Here is a 20,121-nt window from a genome sequence, read left to right on the forward strand (position 1 = left end):
GGTCGGGCGTCGGCCCGCGACCTCGCTTGCTGGGATCGTGTCCCGAGTCTATGCGATCCGTTGTCTGCAGGGCGAAACTGAAATCGTTTGCGATCCGTCGGCTGCAGGGGAGCTGCGGGCCGTGCCGGGGTCAGCCGGGAGAATCGAGCGGCACCACCGCGCGCAGGCGGGTGCCGTTGCCGGGGCTGGAGTGCAGTTCGAGGCGGCCGCCGTGCAGGCGCAGGCGTTCGCGCATCCCGCCCAGGCCGCTGCCGCCGGAGCCGAAGGCCTTGTCCGCTTCACAGCCGTCACCGTCATCGACCACCTGCAGTTGCAGGTGCGGGCCGCGGGCGACCAGGCGCAGCAACACCTCACGGGCGCTGGCGTGGCGGGCGACGTTGTTGAGCGCTTCCTGGGCGATGCGGAACAGCAGGGTCTGCAAGTCGTTGTCGAGTTCGGGCAGGGGTTCGACCTCGACCTCGATCGACAGGCCGCTGGCCTCGCCCTGGCTGCGAGCGAGCCAGCGCAGCGCCGGCTCCAGGCCGAGGTCGTCGAGCACCGGCGGGCGCAGCAGCCTCGACAGCTGACGGGTGTCCTGCAGGGTGTCGTCGCACAGGGTGAGGGCGGCTTCCAGATGTGCGCGCTGTTCCGGATCCAGTTGCGCTCCGTCGCGATCGTGGCCGACCTGGACCAGACGGTGCTTGAGCGCGGTCAGGTTCTGGCCGATGCCATCGTGCAGTTCGCGGGCCAGCCGCCTGCGTTCGTCTTCCTGCACGCGCCAGACCGAGCGCGCGAGGCGACGGAATTCGTGTTCGTTGGCCTCCAGCCGCTGCAGCAGGCGCTGGTACTGCTGGCGGATCGCGGCCAGCGACAGGTCGTCTTCGGGCGCTGGTGTATTCATGATGCAGGGCCTGCAGCGGTCATCGTCGGCGGCCGGTATTCGTCGAAGCCGGCCTTGAGCGGTTCCGGCAGGCTGTCGCGCAGGGTGTCGAGGGCGGCGCGGGTACGGGCTTCGGCCGCATCGCGGTTGGCGGTATCGCCGCGGGCGTCATGGGCAGTGGCGGCGAGCCGGTGGATACGGGTGGCGCCGACATGGTCGCCGTTGCGCAACAGGGAGGAGGCCTCGCGGTAGGCGTCCAGGGCCTGGGCGGGGTCGTTGCGGGCCAGTGCGTCGCGCATCAGCCGTTCCAGCCACGCAAGCCGCAGGGTTGCATGGCCCAGCCGGGCGGTGGCGGTGTCGAGCGGGTGGCCGGGGGCCGCGGTGCCGGCGGGGATGAGGTGCAGTTCGGTCTGCAACTGCAGCAGGCGTACGCCGGAATCGGCGGCATGCTGGCGGGCCTGTTCGAATGCGGCCCGTGCCCCGGCAGCGTCGCCGGCGTCCCGGGCCAGTTCCGCGCGGATCAGTTCGGCGATCGCACGTTGCTCGGCGGAAGCATCGTCGAGCAGCGGAATGAGTGTCTCGAGCTCCTGTCGTGCCTGCTCGCCGGCATGGGCGCCACGCAGGGCCTGGGCCTTGAGCAGGCCGGCATCGGCCATGCCGCGCCGATCTTCGCGCTGGCGGAACAGCGCCTGGGCCGCTTCGGCCTGTGTGATCGCGGCACCGAGGTGGCCTTGCAGCCATTCCAGCTCGGCCAGGTTGCGGCGGCTGACCGCGGCTTCTTCCGGCATCTGCTGGCGTTCGGCGCGTGCCAGAGAGTCCTCGAGGCGCTGCCGGGCGTCGTCCCAGCGGCCGCGTGCGGTGTCGAGCAGGCCGAGGTTCTGCATGGTGCGGATCGCGCCGGTTTCCGAACCGAGGCCGCGGTAGGCATCGGCCGCCTGCTGCCAGTACACCTGGGCATCGTCGTAGGCGCCGAGCTGGTAGTGGGAGAAACCGATGTTGTTGAGCGCCTGCGCGCTGCCGTCGAGGTCGCCGATCTGCTGCCAGCTCTGCAGCGCGTCGCGGAAGGCGGCCAGGGCGCCGCCGTAGTCGCCGCGCTCTTCCTTCAGCAGGCCGAGTTCGTTCTCGACCGCGGCCAGGCCGGCACGGTCGTTGAGCTCGGTGTAGAGCGTGCGGGCCTGCTGGAGGTTGTCGGCGGCCTCGTCATGGTGCCCGGTCAGGGCCAGCACGTTGGCCAGGTTGCCCAGGCTGGTGGCGACGCCGCGCCGGTTGCCGACCGTGCGGCGGAGTTCGACGGCCTTGCGGTACTGCTCGGTGGCATCGGCGATCTGGCCGAGGCGGGCATAGCCGATGCCGAGTGCGTTGACCGTCTCGGCCTCGCCGTAGGTATTGCGGCTGCGCTTGTAGAGCACCAGCGCGCGGACCAGGTATTCGTCCACGGCGCGCCGGGCGTCGCCGCTGAGGATGCTGAACTTGCCCAGCTCGTACCAGGCGCGCGGATCGTTGCCGTCGCGTTGGGTCAGGGCCTGCGCGGTGGCGACGGCCGCAGCGAAATCACCACCGAAGCCCTGGGCCCGTGCCAGTTGCAGTTGGGCGAAGGTGTCGTCGGGGCTGGCTTGCAGCTGCGCGCGCCACTGGCTGACGGCTGCAGGAGCGTCGCCGTCGAGGAGGGCGGCATCGGCGGCCAGGCGGCGGCGGAGGCGTTCGGGTGCATCGGTGGCGGCCTTGCCGGCGCGCTCGATCGCGTCCCAGGTGCCATCGACCTCGCCGATGGCCTGGGCGGTTTCGGCTTCGGCCAGCCAGGCGGAGGCGTAGTCGGGTGCGGCCGTGGTGGCTGCGCGCAGCTGCTCGATGGCCGCATCGAGCCGGCCATGGTCGCGTGCGATCAGGCCGGCACCGTAGGCATCCAGCGCGGTGGAGTCTTCGGGCAGGTCGAGCCTGACCGGTGACTTCAGGTCGAGTGCCCGCCGGGTGGTGCGCTGGCGGCCCCAGGCGTTGAGGGCGGCGGCGGGCGTGGCGGCGATCGGGCCCTCGAGGTTGTGGGTGCCGCCACCGGCTTCGTGCAGTTGCGCGCTGATCTGCCAGCCGCCTTCAACGGCAGTCAGTTGCGGCTGCAGTATCCGCTGCGAGGCGGCGGTGCCATGGAGCAGGGCCATGTCGGGCCGGGATGCCCTGACCGGGTCGAGCTGGCGCAGGGCCTGGATGGTGCGGTCCCGGTCGACCACCGCCGGATCGTCGGCGTTGGCCAGCGCGTCGCGCAGGTGCGCGCCAAGCGCGGTCATCCGCTCCGGGCCGGGTGCGTCCGTGGTGCCGGGGCCGGGCTGGATGGGCAATACCAGCACGCGCTGCAGCGGTGGCTGTACCGCGATCGTCGGGTCGTGGTCGTGCTGCCACCACCAGAGGCCGGATCCGGCTGCCACGGCCAGGGCGGCGGCCAGACCCAGCCACAGGCCACGACCGGGGCGCAGTTCGCGCGGGACTTCACGGCGGTCGATCGCCGCGATCACTTCGGCCGCACTCTTGAAGCGGTGCGCCGGCTGCGGGCGCAACAGCTTGTCGAGCAGTCGCGCGACCCAGGCCGGCACGTCGCTGCGCACCTCGGTCACCGGCCGGGGCGTGCGCACCATGCGCTGGGCCAGTACTTCGGCCAGGGTGCCGCTGGAGAACGGCGGCGCGCCGGTCAGCATTTCGTAGAGGATCAGGCCCAGCGCGTAGAGATCGCTGCGCGCGTCGACGGGGTCGCCACGCGCCTGCTCGGGCGACAGGTAGTCGGGGGTGCCGACGATCGTGCCGGAGCGGGTCAGGCCGCTGGTCGCCAGTGAACGGGCCACCCCGAAGTCGCTGATGTAGGCGTTGCCGTCGGCATCGAGCAGCACATTGGCCGGCTTGAGGTCGCGGTGGATCACGCCCTTTGCGTGCGCCGCGCCGAGCCCCTCGGCCAGCTGGCGGGCGATCCGCAGCGCATCGTCGACCGCGAATGCGCCTTCGTGGCCGGCGGCCGGCTTGTCCAGTGCGCGCCTGTCCAGTGCGCGCCTGTCCAGTACCCGGTCGAGCGGCGCGCCGTCGACGAAGTCCATGCTGATCAGCCAGTGTTCCTGGTGGCGGGCCAGGTCGTGGATACGGACCACGTGCGGGTTGGACACCTGACGCGCGAGCAGCAGTTCGGAGCGGAAGCGTTCGAACGATTCCGGACGATGGGCCAGCTCGGGTCTGAGCAGCTTGACCGCGACCGTGACGTCCAGGTCGATGTCGGTGGCACGGTAGACCACGCCCATGCCGCCGACGCCAAGCAGCGATTCGATCCGGAAACGTCCTGCCAGCACTGTCCCCGGTTCGAACTCGGCCTGGTTGTAGAGGCCGGTCATCGTGGCGTCGTTGCCGGGGGGCGTGGTGTTGGTCAACGGCGCTGCCCTGCGTGGTTCGCGATGATCCGCTCCCATGCGTGCTCGCGGGGCGGTTCCGCGGGGGTGGTGTGGGCATCGAGCAGGTCGTGGGCGCGGCGCGCGGCGATCCAGACCGCCGCGTTCTCGACGAAGGCTTGCAGCAGTTCGACATCGAGGGTGCTGATCGCTGCACCGGGGCGGACCCGGTCGGCATAGACCGCGCCCAGCACGTCATCGCCGTCGAGCAGGGGCAGGCAGACCAGGGTGCTCAGTCCCGCCGCCGAGACCGAGGCGCGGCCGGCCAGCCAGGGTTGGGTCGAAATGTCGTTGGCAACCACGGCGTGGCGTTCGCCCATCGCGCGTTGCACCGCGCCGACGCTGCCGGAGAACTCGCGCAGGGCCAGCGATGCCGGTGGCAGTTCGATGCTGGCGCGGACGCTGTAGCCGCTACCCTCTTCCAGCAGCACGAAGCCGCGGTCGCACTGGGCCAGTTCGAGCACCGAGCGCAGGGTCGCGTCGAGCATGCTGTCGAGGTCGTTGATCCGCCCGAGCTGCTGGGTGTGGGCGGTGGCCCTGGCCCGGCGGGCCGCGAAACGGGAGGCATCCGCCTCGACATGGGCATCGTCTACCGTGGCGAACTCGCAATGCACATCGCCGAAGCGCAGCCAGCAGCTGTCGGGCAGGCGGACCTCGTTGATCCGGATGCCGTCGACGAAGCTGCCGTTCTTGCTGCCCAGGTCGGCCAGGTGCCAGCTGCCGCCGACGTTGCGCAGTTCTGCGTGCAGGCGCGAGATCGAGGCGTGGGCGAGGGGCAGGCATTCCGCCTCCGTACCCGGTGGAGCAGTGCCGGACGTGGCCTCCGCGGTGGCACGACCGATGCGCAGCCGCGCCACCGCCGGAATCATGCGGGATATGGCAGCGCCGTCAGGTGGGTATGCGATCAGTCGCGCCTGCATCCGGCCATGTTAACGCGCATTTCACTTGTGGAAGCGAGCATCCGGCATGGCCTCCGATGCCCGGCAAGGTCCGCAGTGCAAACGGCAACGCCGTTCGAATGGTTCGAATGGCGACCGAGCGGCGGCTGCTCCGCAGCCGCCGGAACTGTCGCGGTTACTGCCCGGTCACTGTCCGTAGTCGCGCAGGAATTCGATGCTGTACCTGAGCGTGGCGACCCCGGCCATCAGGCCGCCGGCCTGGTTCACCGCGGTTTCGGCATCGCCGGCGTTCCAGGTCTGGCTCAGTTCGTTGCCGGCGTGGGCAGAGGCATTGGCGCGGATCGTGTCCAGCGCGACGAGGGCATCGGCATGGTTGCCGGCGGCGCAGGCGGCTTCGGCAGCGTCGAGGTTGGCGGCATATCCGGCCTTTACCGACGACGGCAGGCCGTTGACGCGTGCGCGCAGCCAGTCGAACTTCTCCGTGATCACGGTGCCGGTCTCACGCAGATCGGCCAGTACGAGGAACTGCGAGAAGCCGCTGGTGGTGCCGCGTGCACGCACGCTGCCGGGGGCGATCTCGTCGGTGATGTCGCGGAACATACCGCCCTGCGGGGCCTTGAACAGGCGGAACGGGCTGCCGGCGGAGTAAGGCAGGGCATGGGTATGCACTTCGACCCGGACCGTGCGGTCCAGGCTCAGGCCGGATGCGGCCGGCGGCTCGACGGTGATCAGCAGCGGCAGGGTCGAGAGGAGCTGGACCAGTTGCGGATCGGACAGCCGCGAAAGCAGGTCGGGGTCGGTCACGCTGACCAGTTGCGCGCTGATGCCCAGGTTGGAGGCCTTGAGATTGCGCGCGTCGCTGAAGGTCAGGGTCATGTCGGCCATGGGCTGGCCGGGAAGGCCGATGCTGGCGGTGGCGGTCTTGCCGGAAACGCTGACCTGCACGGGCAGGCTCTGGGCCGCGGCGCTGCTTGTGCCGATCAACAGGGATGCGGCCAACAGCCATGCCGTCATGAGTCGTGTGGATACCTGGGAAAACCTCGACATCGCTACCTCCGGGGTGGAGCTCAGGACAGTGCCGCCGATTCCGGCCGTCAGCCGGGCAGGGCAGGACAACGTCCGCACCATAGCGCGGACTGTGATCCACGTCTCTAGGGGTTTTCACTCACGCTCATTCATCTATGTGAATCATCACGGAGAGGGCGCGGCATGGGTATTTTTCCCCCTTCGGACTGGGGGCAAATGCCGATGGGGTTATGTGTCCGGCGGCGAAATACTCGGGGCTCGAGCCCGACAGGGCACCCGGATCCGGAGGTTTTGCAGTGTCCACGATCGCTCCTCATCGTAACGTCATCCGCCTCAGTGCCCTGGCTGCGGGCCTGTTGGCCAGCGGCATCGCCCTTGCCGAAGCCCGGTTGGGCGAGGACCTGGTTTCGCTCATGGACGTTGCGCAAGCGGGCAAGGAGCTCGAGGTCATCATCAGCTACGAACAGTCCGGGCCGGTGACACAGGCCCAGATCCAGGCACTTGAGGCGCTGGGAATCGGCCGCGGCGAGCGCATGCGCAATCTGCCGATCGTCGGTGCCCTGGCTTCGCCGGAACAGATCCGCGCGCTGGCCCAGCGCGACGACGTGGTCTCGATCCACCACAACGCGCAGCTTCGCTATTTCAACAAGGAGGCGCGGGAGATTTCCGGCGCAGCGCGCACGGTTGCGAATCCGGCGGACTACGGCCGTGCGATTCCGTTCAGCGGCCACGGCGTGACCGTGACGGTCATCGATTCGGGCGTGGATGGCACCCACGAGGACATCAAGTTCGGCAAGAACCTGGTGCAGAACGTGTATGGCGCGCAGACCGTGGTGCCCGCGCTGGCCGACATCGTGGCCCCGGGCTTCGTGCCGGTGACCTGGATCGAGAACGTGCCCAATACCGATATCGGCTCCGGCCATGGCACTCACGTCGCCGGCACCATCGGCGGCACCGGCGCGCGCTCGCAACAGCAGTACCGTGGCGTGGCGCCGGGTGCCGACCTGGTGGGCTACGGCTCCGGCGCGGTGATCTTCGTGCTCGATGCGGTGCGCGGCTTCGACTACGTCGCCACCAACCAGTTCAGCTTCGATCATCCGATCCGGGTCACCAGCAATTCCTGGGGCTCCTCGGGTACGTTCGATCCGACCAATCCGATCAGCATCGCCACCTACGAGCTGTACAAGCGCGGTGTCGTCACCGTGTTCGCCGCCGGCAACGATGGCCCGGGCGAGGACACCCACAACCCGTACGCACAGGCGCCGTGGGTGATCTCGGTCGGCGCCGGTGAAAAGAACGGTGTGCTGACCGGATTCTCCTCGCGCGGCAAGCGCGGCGAGGTCGCCGACTTCACCATGCCCGACGGCCGCCAGTGGACCTACATCAACGAGCCGACCGTCGTCGCCACCGGCGTCGACATCCTCTCGACCTGGGACAGCACCGGCACGTTGTGCACGCCGGCCGTCGACGATCCCGACGTGCCGACCGCCTACGCGCCGTTCTACTGCTACATGAGCGGCACCTCGATGGCGACCCCGCACGTGTCCGGCATCATCGCGCTGATGCTGGAAGCCAATCCGCACCTGACTCCGGCCGAAGTCAGGGACATCATCCAGCGCACCGCCACCAACATGACCGGGCGGCTGCCGTGGGAGGCGGGTGCCGGTCACATCAACACCTACGCCGCGGTCGCCGAAGCGGCCGGCCTGCGCCGCGACGACTTCGGCGCCACCGTCAACGCACTGCGCGAATTCAACGCCAATGCGCTGCTCGTACCGGGCGGCGACCCGGTGCCGTTCTCGATCTTCTTCTCGCCGGTGGGCGAGGTCGAAGCGAAGGAGTTCGAGGTCGGGCCGGAGGTCGCCTGGGTCAGCGCCCGCGCGACGGTCGATGCCAATACGATTGCGGTGGTGCTGATCGATCCGGACGGCGTGCGCTATGGCTCGTCGATCGCGCTGCCGGTGATCGGCGACACCGTCGGTACCGGCGCCCCGGCCAAGCCGGGCACCTGGAAGGTCACCGTACGCGGCATCGGCTCGGTTTCGGGCGTTTCGCTCGACCCGCTGCAGGCCACCAACGGTGTCGCCGCGCCGGGGATCATCGACGGCCAGGTCAGCTTCATCAACAGCGGCGGCTACACCGGCATGGATGATGTCGCCGGCCATGCGGCCAGGGGCGCGATCGAGTTCGCGGTTGCCAACCGCCTGGTCGACGGTTTCTCGGACAAGCGTTTCCGTCCGGACCAGGTGCTCAAGCGCGGCGAGCTGGCTCAGTACCTGACGATGGGAACCAGCGTGCGCGCGCACCTGCCATTCGATGGCCGGTCGAGCTTCACCGACCTGTCCCCCGGTGATGAGGTCTATCCGTTTGCCGAATCGGTCGTGGCCCGCGGCGCGGCGCTGCGCGATCGCAGCCAGTCGCAGGCGGGGGTGATGGGTGCCGTCAATGGTGCGTTCCGTCCCAACGACAAGGTCACCCGCATCAGCCTGGCCTACTCGCTGGTGCAGAGCCTGGCGTTGCAGGGCGAGGCGCAGGCTTTCGATGGACAGTTGACCGCCTACTACGACGGCCAGCGGATTCCGGTGGAAGACGCCGGCAACATCCCCGCCAGCCTGCGCGGGTATGCCCAGCTGGCGCTCGACCACGGCCTGCTCAATGCCCGCTTCACCCTGACCCAGGGGCCGTTCGATCTGCAGCCGAAGCTGCAGGCCTGGTTCGACCCCGGCCAGAGTGTCACCCGTGCCGCCTATGCGGTCGCGGCCGGCCGCTACCAGGCGCACTACCAGAGTGGCGAGTGACGTTTTTTGAACCGACTCTGGGGAAAAGTTTCCGAGAGACAGGTTCAGGGAGACACAGGAGCGGGCACCCCGTCCCCCTTGCCCGCTCCCCGTGTGTGGCCCGGCATCACTGCCGGGCCACTTTTTTGCCCCGGAGAAAGAAAAGGTTCTTCTTCGCTCAATCGAGGAGAAAGCACGGGGTCTGTTGGGCGACTGGGCGCCGGGGGCGAAGGCCCTTGGGTCCGAATGTCCCCCGGCACCGGCCAGGGCCGGCGGCCGGGGGACATTCGCCGTCAAGGCCGGCAGGTCGCGTCGGAACAGCCAGGCCGCGGCGATAACCGGCGATCGAACGCAAGCGGCAGCGTCCACGCCTTCGCTGAAGGCGAGCTCCCCCTCACTTGGGAGAAGAACCAAAGAGAACAGCCAAAGAAAAGCCCCGCGAAGCTGGAAGGCTTGCGGGGCTTTCGTTTGATCATGGTGGCCGGGGAGGGAATCGAACCCCCGACACGGGGATTTTCAATCCCCTGCTCTACCAACTGAGCTACCCGGCCACGTCGCAGCGCGACCAGTAGGGCGTGCCATGCGAGGAGCGGCATCATACGGATGGGAAGAGGATGTGGCAAGCCGATCGAGGTGTCTTGCGGCAGCGAGTCGGGCAGAGGCAGCGGGTGCGGGTGCGGAGCGCTTTGCTGACGCCGCGCTGACCGGGCTTGCGCGATGCTGCGACGCCGGTGGCGACCGGTGCGTATGGGACACGTAGGCCGGCATCGGCATCCGGACATGGAGATGGACATGAAGAAGCGTGCAATGGCGGGACTGGTCCTGGTGGCATCGCTGTTGGCGGCCTGCGCCAGCAGCGGCCGGATCAGCGATGACGAGCGGCTGGCGATCTATCGGGCCAATGCGGGCGAGCCGGTGAGGAGTTTCCGGTTCTTCGGTCGCCTGGACAGCTGGACCCCGCTCGGTAGCGAGGCGTTGGCGGTCTGGACCCGGCCCAGCACGGCTTACCTGCTCGAACTGGCCGGCAGTTGCCCGGACCTGCCGTTTGCGACCGCGATAACGGTGACCAGCCAGGCCGGATCGGTCCATGCCCGGTTCGACAAGGTGCGGGTGCTCGGGCAGGGCTCGATCACGATTCCCTGCATCATCCGCGAGATCCGGCCGCTCGATACCAAGGGCATCAAGGCGGACGAGGCCGAGCGGCGAGAGGCCGGCACGGTACCTGACGAGGCGGTCGACGAGACGACGGACGGCTGACGATCCGGCCGGTCCATCCGTGACCGGATTGAAGGGTTTCCCCTGCAACCATTGAGGGCAATGCCGGATGGGTGCCGGGCATGGCGTGCTGCATCGTGACGGGTGCGCAATCCGCGTGTGATGCCATCCGGCAAGGCTCCCGTTCATGCCCATCTCAAGCTTCCGCGCCGGCCTGCTGGCCGCCGCCATCCTCGCCACCCCGATGCTCGCCGAGGCGCGTCGCCTCGATCCGTTGCTGGAATCGATGCTGCCTGCGGTTGCAGCCGGCGAAACCGTGGAAGTAATCGTCAGCTTCCACGGCAATGGTCCGCTGAATGCCACCCAGCAGGCGCGCCTGGAAGCGCTGGGCCTCACCGGCCTGAGCCTGCGTGAGTTGCCGATGATCGGCACCGCCGCCACTCCGGCGCAGGTGCAGTCGCTGCTGGCAATGGACGATGTCCGTTCGGTCTGGCTCAACGCCCCGCTGGATCTGGAGAACCGCGAGGCCACCCAGCTGACCGGCGTCGACCGTCTGCGTACCGACGATGCCATGCGCGTGAACGGCATGCCGGTCACCGGCCGCGGCCTGAGCGTGGTGGTCAACGACTCCGGCGTCGATGGTACCCATCCGGACCTGAAATACCCCGAGCACACCCGCCAGAACGTCGCCGCGCAGACCAACCTGTACTCGCTCAGCTCGATCCTGCCGATCACCTACACCGAGAACGTGCCCAACACCGATATCGGCGGCGGTCACGGCACCCACGTCGCCGGCACCATCGGCGGCAACGGCGCGGCCTCGCCGGGTGGCGAGCAGGAAGGCGTGGCGCCGGGCGCCGGGATCATCGGCTACGGTTCCGGCGCCGGCCTGTTCATCCTCGACACCCTCGGCGGTTTCGACTACGCGCTGACCCACCAGGCGCAGTACAACATCCGCGTCGTCTCCAACTCGTTCGGCAGCACCGGCGACACCGGCAGCGACTTCGACCCCGACCATCCGACCAACATCGCCACCAAGCGCCTGGCCGACCGCGGCGTGGTGGTGGTGTTCTCGGCCGGCAACTCCGGTTCCGGCGAAGGCACGATCACCGGCAACTTCAAGAAGGCGCCATGGGTGGTCACCGTGGCGGCCGGCGACAAGCAGGGCAACCTGGCCAGCTTCTCCTCGCGCGGACGCCGCGACAAGGGCGGCGAGGTCGTGATCGACGGCAAGACCTACACCTGGGAGGACCGGCCGACCGTCACTGCGCCGGGCGTGGACATCGCTTCAGCGCGGGCATCGCTGGGTGCGCTCGACAAGACATCGATCGACAAGGACATCGAACTGCTCGGTGCCGGGCAGGCGGTGTACTACACCCACATGTCCGGTACCTCGATGGCGGCGCCGCATGTCTCGGGGATCGTCGCGCTGATGCTGGAGGCCAATCCAAACCTGGGCTGGCAAGACGTCAAGCGGCTGCTGCAGGAGACCGCCAGCAACATCCCCGGCCGCGCCGACTGGGAAGCCGGCGCCGGCTACGTCAACGCCCATGCCGCGGTGCAGGCGGCATTCGACGCCGGCAATTTCGGCGGCACCGTCAATGCCGCGCAGGACTTCAATGCCAATGCGCAGGTTTCCGTTGCCGGCAGCGAACGCTACGCAATCAAATTCGATCCGGTCCTCGAACCCGACGTGAGGTATTTCCAGGTCGGCAGCGACATCTCGCTGGTCAGCGCCAGCGCCAATGTCGGTGACAACACCGTGGCGATCTCGCTGACCGACCCGAACGGCAAGCGTTACGGTTCGTCGATCGCGCTTCCGGTGCTGGGGCAGAACATCGCGGTATCCGCGCCGGGGGTGCCGGGTACGTGGTCGGTGACCGTTCGCGGGGTCGGCTCGGTGTCCGGGGTCGCGCTCGATCCGCTGCAGGTCACCAATGGTTACGGCGTGCCCGGCACGGTCAATGTCGACGTGAGCCGGTTGCGTACCGACGGTTACACCGGTCTGGCCGACGTGGCGGGCCACCCGGCACAGGGCTTCATCGAATTCGGCGTGTCCAACCGGCTGGTCGATGGCCGCACCGATGGGCGGTTCCATCCCGACAGCCAGCTGACCCGTGCCGAGCTGGCGCAGTACCTGGTCATGGGCAGCGGCCTGCGCCAGTGGCTGCCGATGCACAATGTTTCCACGTTCAGCGACATCGGCCCGGTCCATCCGGCCTGGGTCTGGGCCGAGGCCGCCACCACCCGGGGTGCGCCACAGCGCGATCTCACCCACAAGCATGCCGGGGCGATGGGCAAGGTCAATGGTGGGTTCCGTCCGGACGACAAGGTCTCCCGGGCGGGACTGGCCTATTCGCTGGTGCAGGCGTTGGGGCTGCAGGCCAAGGCTCTGGAGCCGGTGGAGCAGCTGACCGTGCTGTATGGCAGCAACCGCATTGCGATCGCCGATGCCGACAAAGTGCCGGTCAGCCTGCGCGGCTATGTGCAGCTCGCGCTTGACCTGGGGCTGATCAACGCCCGGTTCGAACTGAAGCAGGGGCCGTTCGACCTGCAGCCGACGCTGGTTGCCTACTTTGATCCGGGCAAGGCGGTGACCCGTGCCGCCTTCGCCGCGGCGACCAGCCGCAGCTTCGACGTCTACCGGCCGTAAGTGTCGTGAGGTGATGCGTGCACCCCAGGGTGCACGCCTGTGGGGGGAGCCTGCCGCGCAAGCGGCAGGCTTTTTTTTATGGCTCTTCTCCCAAGCCCGGGAAGACTACGTGGAAGCCGATGGCTCTGCCTTTGCGGGACACGCGTGAATCCATCCATGGAGCTCTTCCGCGACATCCATGTCGCGGACGGTCCCGCAAAGGCAGAGCCATCGGCTTCTGGATACGTGGTCGGCGCTCGGGAAAAGCCCCCCGAAGCCGCTATCCCCGGAGAGGGGAGAAGCACCTTTTTATCTTCTGCGGAGGCTTCAGTCTTCGGGCGTCGGGACGTATCCGGCCGGCTTCTCGGCGCCACCATCAAACAGGAACTTTTCCATCTCGGCGGTGAGGAAGGCGCGGTGTTTCGGGTCCATCGGCGAGAGGCGGTTCTCGTTGATCAGCATGGTCTGGTGGGCAAGCCAGGCGACCCAGGCGTTCTTGCCGATGTGTTCGAACACGCGCTTGCCGAGTTCGCCGGGCCAGGGGATGAAGTCGAGGCCTTCGGCTTCTTTCTTTTCGTATTCGCAGTAGACGGTGCGGGGCATCGGTATTTTCTCGTGATCCCCATGAAAGCGGGGACATCAATGTTGGTGCCGGATGATTTGCCTGGAGGGTATCCCGCCATCGCTTTGCGGGACACGCCGTAAACCCGTCCATGGGGGCTCATCCGAAACATCCATGTTTCGGAAGGTCCCGCAAAGCGACGGCGGGACACCCTTTGATACATGACCGGCGGCTCAGGAATCCAACAACCTGCGTATCGGCGCCGGAATGCCGAGTTTCGTGAGTTCGTTGCGCGCCACCCAGCGCAGGCTTTCATTGTCGCCGATGCGGTCGCGCAGGGCGATGCCGTGCCAGCGGTGGGGGTGCAAGGTCAGTTTGTAGTGGCTGAAGGCGTGGGCGATCGCCGGCAGCGTCGTCGCTGTGGTGGAGTCGGTGCGTGTGTTCTTCTGCAGCCAGTCGCGCGCGGTGTCTGCGTCCTCGAACTGCGGCAACGTCCACAGCGAGGCCCAGATGCCGGCGGGCGGGCGCTGTTGCAGCAGGATGCGGCCGTTGGCGTCTTCCAGCCACAGTACCTGCGCTTCGCGCTGCGGCAGGGTCCTGCCGGGGCGCGGGGTCGGCAGTTCGGCGGTGCGGCCTTCGCGGTGGGCGACACAGTCGTCGCGCAGCGGGCACAGCAGGCAGGTCGGGTTGGCGCGGGTGCACAGGGTCGCGCCGAGGTCCATCTGCGCCTGGGTGTAGTCGGGCAGACGGGCGTCGGGCAGGGTGGAGTCGGCGGTGTGGGATTCGGCCAGCAGCCACAATTTTCTCTCGACCGCAGGCGTGCCGGGCCAGCCTTCGATGCCGTGGTAGCGGGCGAGTACGCGTTTGACGTTGCCGTCGAGGATGGCGTGGCGGTCGCCCCAGGCCTGCGACAAGATTGCGGCGGCGGTGCTGCGGCCGATGCCGGGCAGGGCGACGAGGGCATCGATGTCGCGCGGCAGTTCGCCGCCGTGGCGTTCGACGCAGGCTTTCGCCGCGGCGTGCAGGTTGCGGGCGCGGGCGTAGTAGCCGAGGCCGGACCACAGGGCGAGCACGTCGTCGAGCGGGGCTGCGGCCAGTGCCGGCAGGTCGGGCAGGGCGGTGACGAAACGGTCGAAGTAACCGGTCACCGTCGAGACCTGGGTCTGCTGCAGCATGATTTCCGACAGCCACACCCGGTATGGCGTGCGCGGGTGTTGCCAGGGCAGGTCGTGGCGGCCATGGCTGTCGAACCAGGGCAGCAGGCGGGCGGCGATGGTCATTTCGAGCGAGTGGAGAGTGAAGAGGAGTGAGAAACGAGAGAAGGCTGCGCCCACTCTTTTCTCACTTCTCGCCACTCTCCCCTAGTCCTTGGGGCAGCAATGCGTCGACGAAGGCTTCGGCGTCGAACACGCGCAGGTCCTCCGGGCGCTCGCCGATGCCGGCGTAGCGGATCGGGATACCGAATTCGCGCGCCAGCGCGAACACCATGCCGCCCTTGGCGGTGCCGTCGAGCTTGGTCACCACCAGTCCGGTCACGCCGACCGCGGCATGGAACTGGCGCAGTTGGCTGAGCGCGTTCTGGCCGGTGGTGCCGTCGATCACCATCAGCACCTCATGTGGCGCGGACGGATCGAGTTTCTGCAGCACGCGCTTGATCTTGCCCAGCTCGTCCATCAGGCCTTTCTGGGTGTGCAGGCGGCCGGCAGTGTCGGCGATCAGCACTTCGGTGCCGCGTGCCTTCGCGGCCTGGAGCGCATCGAATGCGACCGAGGCGGCGTCGGCGTTCTGGCCCTGCGCGATCACGGTGACGCCATTGCGCTCACCCCAGGCCTGCAACTGCGCGACCGCGGCGGCACGGAAGGTGTCGCCGGCGGCCAGCATCAGGCCGCGGCCCTCGTCCTTGAAGCGGCGCGCGAGCTTGCCGATGGTGGTGGTCTTGCCGACGCCGTTGACGCCGACGGTCAATAGCACGAAGGGTTTTGCATTGCGGTCGATCCGCAGCGGCATCGCGACCGGGCGCAGCATCTCCACCAGGTCGGTGCGCAGGGCGGCGAGCAGCGCATTGGCATCGACGAACTCGCGCGCTTTCATCCGCTTGCGCAGGTCCTCGATCAGGTCGGTGGTCGCGGTGACGCCGACGTCGGCGGTGATCAGCGCAGTCTCGATCTCGTCGAGCAGGTCGTCGTCCAGGCGCGGATTGCGCGAGAACAGGCCGCTGAGGCCACGGGCCAGGGCGCTGCCGCGCAGACGATCGCGCCAGCCTGCGGGTTTGGCGACAGGCTGTGGCCCGGGGACGGATTCTGGTTCGGATTCAGGCCCATGCCCAGGTTCGGCGGCGGACGACGGCCCGGTTTCCATGGCCGCGGCAATGATCTCGGCCGGGACCGGCTCGGGTTCGGTTGCCGGCGCGGCTTCGGCCGGAGCCGGCGGAGCGGGCGGAGTGGGTGGTATGGGATCCGGCTCGGGCGCCGGTTCAGGTGCCTGGTCCCCGGCCGCGGCCGCGCCGGGGAAGGCGGCCGCCAGCTCGGCGATGCGCCGTTCGGAATCGGCGTCAGTAGACCCTGAGCGGGCGGGCTTGTCGGATTTCTTGCGGCGGAAAAAACTGACCATCGAGCGGTTGTGTGAGGGAATGCGCGAGAATGGCGACATGCTAGCACCCGCTCCCGGTTCACCCCGATGAAAGCGCGCCACCACAATGGGCGGTACGCCACGCGCGCGCGGGCCACCGCACCCGGCCGTGTCCGCCTGATCGGCGGGCGCTGGCGCGGCACCCGTCTGGAGGTGCCGGAGGTGGCCGGCCTGCGGCCGACTTCGGATCGGGTCCGCGAGACCCTGTTCAACTGGCTGGCTCCGGCCTTGCCGGGCGCACGCGTGCTGGACCTGTTCGCCGGCAGCGGCGCGCTGGGGCTGGAAGCGGTCTCGCGCGGCGCGGCCTCGGCGGTCCTGGTCGAGCGCGACCGCGTGCTGGCCCAGGCCCTGCGCACGGTCGCCGGGCGCTTGCCGGGCGGCGAAGTGGTGAAGGTGGCCGAGGCCGATGCCCGTCAGTGGCTGCAGGGACAGGCGAACGCCTCTTTCGATATCGCCTTTGTCGACCCGCCATTCGCAGAAGGGTTGTGGGAGACGGTGTTGCCGGTGCTCTCGCCGCTGCTTGCCGCCGATGGCTGGTTGTACGTCGAGTCCCGGGCCGAGACTCCGGCTGCGCCGCCGGCCGGCTGGGCGCTGCATCGCGACGGCCGCACCCGCGAGGTCCACCACGCCCTGTACCGGCGAGGCGGACCGTACTGAGCGGTCTGGACTAGCGCGCGCGCCGTGCCTGCTAGACTGTCCGGCGCTCGATTCCTGCCGCCGGCGACCGTCCTGCCGGCATCCGAAACGCCCCTGGGAACGTCTATTCGATGACTGCGGCCCGACAACGCATCGCCGTCTACCCCGGCACCTTCGACCCGATCACCAACGGCCATGTCGACCTGGTCAACCGGGCCGCGCCGCTGTTCGAGAAACTGGTGATCGGCGTTGCCGAAAGCCCGGGCAAGGGACCGGCGTTGCCGCTGGCATTGCGTGTCGAGCTGGCGCGCAAGGCGCTGGCCCACCACGCCAACGTCGAAGTCCGCGGCTTCGACTCGCTGCTTGCCCACTTCGTCGCGGATGTGGGTGCCGGCGTGTTGTTGCGCGGTCTGCGGGCGGTGTCGGACTTCGAGTACGAGTTCCAACTCGCCAGCATGAACCGCCACCTGATTCCGGAGGTCGAGACGCTGTTCATGACTCCGGCCGAGCAATACGGCTTCATTTCCTCGTCGCTGGTGCGCGAGGTCGCCCGCCTGGGCGGCGATGTGTCGGGCTTCGTGCCCGGGCCCGTCGCCGACGCTCTCCAGGCCGAGTGGCAACGCGCCCGTCAGCCGTCATAATCCACAAGCAAGAACCACCCAAGGGGATAGACCCAATGAAGATGTCCACCCGCCTGATCCTGGTCGCCTGCCTCAGCCTGCCATTCCTCGCCGCCTGCCAGAAGGAGGACACGACGGCCGTGGTCGAGGAGGCTCCGGTCGCCAAGCCGGCCACCAACGACGAGAACGACTGGGCCGCGTACCTGACCGACGTGGTCAGGCGCAATGTCGGCGACGCCAGCAGCATCTACCTGTACACCTTGCCGGCCGCCGATTCGACCGACTACGAGGGCGAGTACGAGCGCCAGCTGGACAAGGCCCGCACCGACGTGATGCGCGGTGGCGTGCAAGGCACGTTGCTGGCCTACGGTTCGCCGGACTCGGCCAAGAGCGCCGATCTTGCCGTGTCTTCGTTCGAAGAGGCACAGCCGGGTTCGATGAACGGCGTGCGCGTGCTGTTCATCGGCGATGCCGCCGACAGCGAGCGCGTCAAGGAGGCCGTTGAGCCGTCCGGTGCCGCCTATCAGTTCGTCGAGGCGAAGTGACGATCCGGCCCGCGCCCGCCTTGCGGGCGCGGGTGTGCCGAATCGCCATCTCCTCCAATGGTCGTCACGCCGGCGAACGCCGGGGTCATGTTGATCCTGATCCGGATGCCGGTTGCGCGCCGGAATCGAAATGGATCCCGGCTCGATCAGCCATCCGGCGGCTGTACAGCGCTAGCGCCGGGATGACGGAAAAGCATGTCCCTCAAGATCAACGAGCTCTGCGTCAACTGCGATGTCTGTGAGCCGGCCTGCCCGAATCAGGCGATCTCGCAGGGCGAAACCATCTATGTGATCGATCCGGCGCGTTGCACCGAATGCGTCGGCCATTACGATGAGCCGCAGTGCGTCGTGGTCTGCCCGGTCGAGTGCATCGACCCCGATCCCGGCCATCCCGAGACGCAGGAGCAGTTGCTGGCCAAGTTGGCGCGCCTGCAGTCGGAGTGATCCCGCCTCGGAAGCGAGGCCCAACCGGAGTTGATCCATGCGCGTGATGTTGCGGATGTGGACCCTAGTGGCCGTGCTGGTTGCAGCGGTGTCGTTGCAGGCCTGCCGGGCGGATGCTCCGGCCACGCAGGAGACCGTCGCGCAGGCCGCGCAATCCCCGGCGGCCGACCCGCCGGGCGCGGCGATCGCCAGCGCGCATGAGCTGGCCACCCGGGCCGGGCTGGAGATCCTCGACGCTGGCGGCAATGCCTTCGACGCCGCGGTGGCGGTATCGGCGACGCTGTCGGTGGTCGAGCCGATCAGTTCCGGGCTTGGCGGCGGCGGTTTCTTCCTGCTGCACGAGGCGGACAAGGGCCGCGATGTGTTCGTCGACGCGCGCGAGACCGCGCCGGCCGCGGCCACCGCCGAGGTCTACCTCGATGCCGATGGCGAGCTCGACCGCGACCGCGCGGTCAACGGCCCCTGGGCGGCCGGTATCCCCGGCTTGCCGGCGGGACTGGTGCATGTGGCGGAAAACTACGGCCGGCTGCCGTTGAAGGCCTCCCTGCAGCCGGCGATCCGTGTCGCTCGCGAAGGCTTCCCGGTGTATGCCCGCATGGCGCGAGGCTATGCCGCGCGGGGCGAGGTCATGCGCCGCTATCCCGGTACCCGCGCGGTGTTCGAGCCCGATGGCCTGCCGCTTGAAGAAGGTCAGCTGTTCCGGCAGCCGGAGCTGGCGCAGACCCTGGAGAGGCTGGCCGAAGATGGTTTCGACGGCTTCTACCGTGGCGAGACCGCGAAGCTGCTGCTCGAAGGCGTGCATGCCGAAGGCGGTAAATGGACCGCCGACGAGCTGGCCGGCTACCGGGTGCGCGAACGCGAGCCGCTGCGCTTCAGCTACGACGGCTGGGAAGTCGTGACCGCGCCGCCGCCGTCGTCCGGCGGCATCGCGCTGGCGCAGATGCTGCAGATCCTCGAGCCGTGGGACCTGGAAGCGCTGGAGCCGACGCAGCGCGTGCACCTGACCGTGGAGGCGATGCGCCGTGCCTTCCGCGATCGCACCTTCTATCTCGGGGATCCGGACTTCGTCGACATCCCGGTCGCAACGCTCACTGACCGCAACTACGCGGCCGGCCTGCGTGCGACGATCAATCCGCAGCAGGCCACCCCCAGCGATATGCTCTCGGGCCTGCCGACCCCGCTAGAGGACGAGGAGACCACCCACTTCTCGATCATCGATGCCGAGGGAAACCGCGTCGCTGTCACCCAGACCGTCAACCTGCTGTTCGGCTCCGGTCTGGTGCCGCCCGGTACCGGCGTGCTGTTGAACAACGAGATGGACGACTTCGCGCTCAAGGCCGGTACGCCCAATGCGTTCGGGGTGATGGGTTTCGACGCCAACGCACCGGCACCGGGCAAGCGCATGCTCAGCTCGATGACGCCGACATTCATGGAGTCCGAGGACAAGGTCGCCGTACTCGGCACGCCCGGCGGCAGCCGGATCATCACCATGGTTTTGCTGGGCGTGCTCGGTTATGCCGACGGCCTCGATGCGCAGCAGGTCGCCGCGCTGCCGCGCTACCACCATCAGTGGATGCCGGACGCGATCTCGGTCGAGAAGGACGCACTGGAGTCCGACGTGGTGACGAAGCTGCGCGGCATGGGCCACACCATCGACGTACCAGGCGAAGTTGCCGATGGCCGTCGTTCCAGCGACAGCTGGGGCAACCTGCAAACGGTGTCGTGGAACAAGCGTGCCAATACCCTGGAGGGAGGCAGCGATCCGCGCAACCCGGTTGGCCGGGCGGAAGTCGTCGAGGCGCGGTAGCGTGTAGCCTGGGCAAGCGAAAGCGCACCCCGGGGACTCCGAGGCGATGTCCCGG

15 protein-coding genes and 1 tRNA gene are annotated in these 20,121 nt (G+C 68.4%); 8 read left to right on the plus strand and 8 right to left on the minus strand.

The window, feature by feature from the left end:
• Positions 1–130 precede the first annotated feature (130 nt).
• From FKV23_RS04605 to FKV23_RS04620, 4 genes are all read right to left on the minus strand, one after another.
• Positions 131–880 carry a sensor histidine kinase gene (locus FKV23_RS04605; protein ID WP_141622795.1) on the minus strand — a complete coding sequence of 250 codons (750 nt, stop codon included), beginning with the start codon at positions 878–880 and terminating at the stop codon, positions 131–133.
• Positions 877–4,257, minus strand: a complete 3,381-nt coding sequence (locus tag FKV23_RS04610) for a protein kinase domain-containing protein (protein WP_244244100.1) — start codon at positions 4,255–4,257, stop codon at positions 877–879. The genes FKV23_RS04605 and FKV23_RS04610 overlap by 4 nt, the downstream gene beginning before the upstream one ends.
• Entirely contained in the window at positions 4,254–5,144 is an 891-nt protein-coding gene (locus FKV23_RS04615) for a GAF domain-containing protein (RefSeq protein ID WP_208543237.1), read from the minus strand. Before FKV23_RS04615 ends, FKV23_RS04610 begins: the two co-directional genes overlap by 4 nt.
• 216 nt (positions 5,145–5,360) lie before the next feature.
• Positions 5,361–6,221 carry a DUF6689 family protein gene (locus FKV23_RS04620; RefSeq protein ID WP_407067645.1) on the minus strand — a complete coding sequence of 287 codons (861 nt, stop codon included), beginning with the start codon at positions 6,219–6,221 and terminating at the stop codon, positions 5,361–5,363.
• 275 nt (positions 6,222–6,496) lie between these two features.
• Here FKV23_RS04620 and FKV23_RS04625 point away from each other — a divergent pair, with 275 nt between their 5' ends.
• Positions 6,497–8,998, plus strand: a complete 2,502-nt coding sequence (locus tag FKV23_RS04625) for a S8 family peptidase (RefSeq protein ID WP_244244101.1) — start codon at positions 6,497–6,499, stop codon at positions 8,996–8,998.
• A 454-nt stretch (positions 8,999–9,452) separates the two neighbouring features.
• On the opposite strand, the gene FKV23_RS04630 is transcribed toward FKV23_RS04625, so the two are convergent.
• A tRNA-Phe gene (locus FKV23_RS04630) sits at positions 9,453–9,528 on the minus strand.
• Positions 9,529–9,769: 241 nt separating this feature from the next.
• Between FKV23_RS04630 and FKV23_RS04635 the strand changes: the two genes are divergently transcribed.
• Both FKV23_RS04635 and FKV23_RS04640 read left to right on the plus strand, forming a co-directional pair.
• On the plus strand, positions 9,770–10,234 hold the full coding sequence (locus FKV23_RS04635) for a DUF6491 family protein (RefSeq protein ID WP_141622798.1): 465 nt from the start codon (positions 9,770–9,772) through the stop codon (positions 10,232–10,234).
• A gap of 145 nt (positions 10,235–10,379) precedes the next feature.
• Positions 10,380–12,845: a S8 family serine peptidase gene (locus tag FKV23_RS04640; RefSeq protein ID WP_208543239.1), complete on the plus strand. Its 2,466-nt coding sequence runs from the start codon at positions 10,380–10,382 to the stop codon at positions 12,843–12,845.
• A 306-nt stretch (positions 12,846–13,151) separates the two neighbouring features.
• Here the strand turns inward: FKV23_RS04640 and FKV23_RS04645 are convergent, their stop codons facing one another.
• The 3 genes from FKV23_RS04645 to ftsY all read right to left on the minus strand — a co-directional run bounded on the left by FKV23_RS04645 (position 13,152) and on the right by ftsY (position 15,996).
• Entirely contained in the window at positions 13,152–13,427 is a 276-nt protein-coding gene (locus FKV23_RS04645; protein WP_141622799.1) for an oxidative damage protection protein, read from the minus strand.
• A gap of 192 nt (positions 13,428–13,619) precedes the next feature.
• On the minus strand, positions 13,620–14,666 hold the full coding sequence (gene mutY / locus FKV23_RS04650; protein ID WP_141622800.1) for an A/G-specific adenine glycosylase: 1,047 nt from the start codon (positions 14,664–14,666) through the stop codon (positions 13,620–13,622).
• 61 nt (positions 14,667–14,727) lie between these two features.
• A complete protein-coding gene (ftsY, locus tag FKV23_RS04655; RefSeq protein WP_141625048.1) occupies positions 14,728–15,996 on the minus strand; it encodes a signal recognition particle-docking protein FtsY in 1,269 nt (422 codons plus the stop codon).
• A gap of 66 nt (positions 15,997–16,062) precedes the next feature.
• Here ftsY and rsmD point away from each other — a divergent pair, with 66 nt between their 5' ends.
• From rsmD to ggt, 5 genes are all read left to right on the plus strand, one after another.
• Positions 16,063–16,671: a 16S rRNA (guanine(966)-N(2))-methyltransferase RsmD gene (rsmD, locus tag FKV23_RS04660; protein WP_141622801.1), complete on the plus strand. Its 609-nt coding sequence runs from the start codon at positions 16,063–16,065 to the stop codon at positions 16,669–16,671.
• Positions 16,672–16,781: 110 nt separating this feature from the next.
• On the plus strand, positions 16,782–17,291 hold the full coding sequence (gene coaD / locus FKV23_RS04665) for a pantetheine-phosphate adenylyltransferase (RefSeq protein ID WP_141622802.1): 510 nt from the start codon (positions 16,782–16,784) through the stop codon (positions 17,289–17,291).
• A gap of 35 nt (positions 17,292–17,326) precedes the next feature.
• Positions 17,327–17,815: a hypothetical protein gene (locus FKV23_RS04670; RefSeq protein WP_141622803.1), complete on the plus strand. Its 489-nt coding sequence runs from the start codon at positions 17,327–17,329 to the stop codon at positions 17,813–17,815.
• A 195-nt stretch (positions 17,816–18,010) separates the two neighbouring features.
• On the plus strand, positions 18,011–18,259 hold the full coding sequence (locus FKV23_RS04675) for a YfhL family 4Fe-4S dicluster ferredoxin (protein WP_141622804.1): 249 nt from the start codon (positions 18,011–18,013) through the stop codon (positions 18,257–18,259).
• Between the two features lie 55 nt (positions 18,260–18,314).
• Positions 18,315–20,066, plus strand: coding sequence for a gamma-glutamyltransferase (gene ggt, locus FKV23_RS04680; RefSeq protein WP_244244153.1), 1,752 nt, complete (start codon positions 18,315–18,317; stop codon positions 20,064–20,066).
• Positions 20,067–20,121 lie beyond the last annotated feature (55 nt).

The organism is Lysobacter alkalisoli (assembly GCF_006547045.1).
Classification (GTDB): domain Bacteria; phylum Pseudomonadota; class Gammaproteobacteria; order Xanthomonadales; family Xanthomonadaceae; genus Marilutibacter; species Marilutibacter alkalisoli.

Coding starts and splice junctions, on each gene's coding strand:
- FKV23_RS04605 (WP_141622795.1), bottom strand. CDS start 880: ATGAATACACCAGCGCCCGAAGACGACCTGTCGCTGGCCGCGATCCGC.
- FKV23_RS04615 (WP_208543237.1), bottom strand. CDS start 5,144: ATGATTCCGGCGGTGGCGCGGCTGCGCATCGGTCGTGCCACCGCGGAG.
- FKV23_RS04620 (WP_407067645.1), bottom strand. CDS start 6,221: ATGTCGAGGTTTTCCCAGGTATCCACACGACTCATGACGGCATGGCTG.
- FKV23_RS04635 (WP_141622798.1), top strand. CDS start 9,770: ATGAAGAAGCGTGCAATGGCGGGACTGGTCCTGGTGGCATCGCTGTTG.
- FKV23_RS04640 (WP_208543239.1), top strand. CDS start 10,380: ATGCCCATCTCAAGCTTCCGCGCCGGCCTGCTGGCCGCCGCCATCCTC.
- FKV23_RS04645 (WP_141622799.1), bottom strand. CDS start 13,427: ATGCCCCGCACCGTCTACTGCGAATACGAAAAGAAAGAAGCCGAAGGC.
- mutY (WP_141622800.1), bottom strand. CDS start 14,666: ATGACCATCGCCGCCCGCCTGCTGCCCTGGTTCGACAGCCATGGCCGC.
- ftsY (WP_141625048.1), bottom strand. CDS start 15,996: ATGGTCAGTTTTTTCCGCCGCAAGAAATCCGACAAGCCCGCCCGCTCA.
- rsmD (WP_141622801.1), top strand. CDS start 16,063: ATGAAAGCGCGCCACCACAATGGGCGGTACGCCACGCGCGCGCGGGCC.
- coaD (WP_141622802.1), top strand. CDS start 16,782: ATGACTGCGGCCCGACAACGCATCGCCGTCTACCCCGGCACCTTCGAC.
- FKV23_RS04670 (WP_141622803.1), top strand. CDS start 17,327: ATGAAGATGTCCACCCGCCTGATCCTGGTCGCCTGCCTCAGCCTGCCA.
- FKV23_RS04675 (WP_141622804.1), top strand. CDS start 18,011: ATGTCCCTCAAGATCAACGAGCTCTGCGTCAACTGCGATGTCTGTGAG.
- ggt (WP_244244153.1), top strand. CDS start 18,315: ATGTGGACCCTAGTGGCCGTGCTGGTTGCAGCGGTGTCGTTGCAGGCC.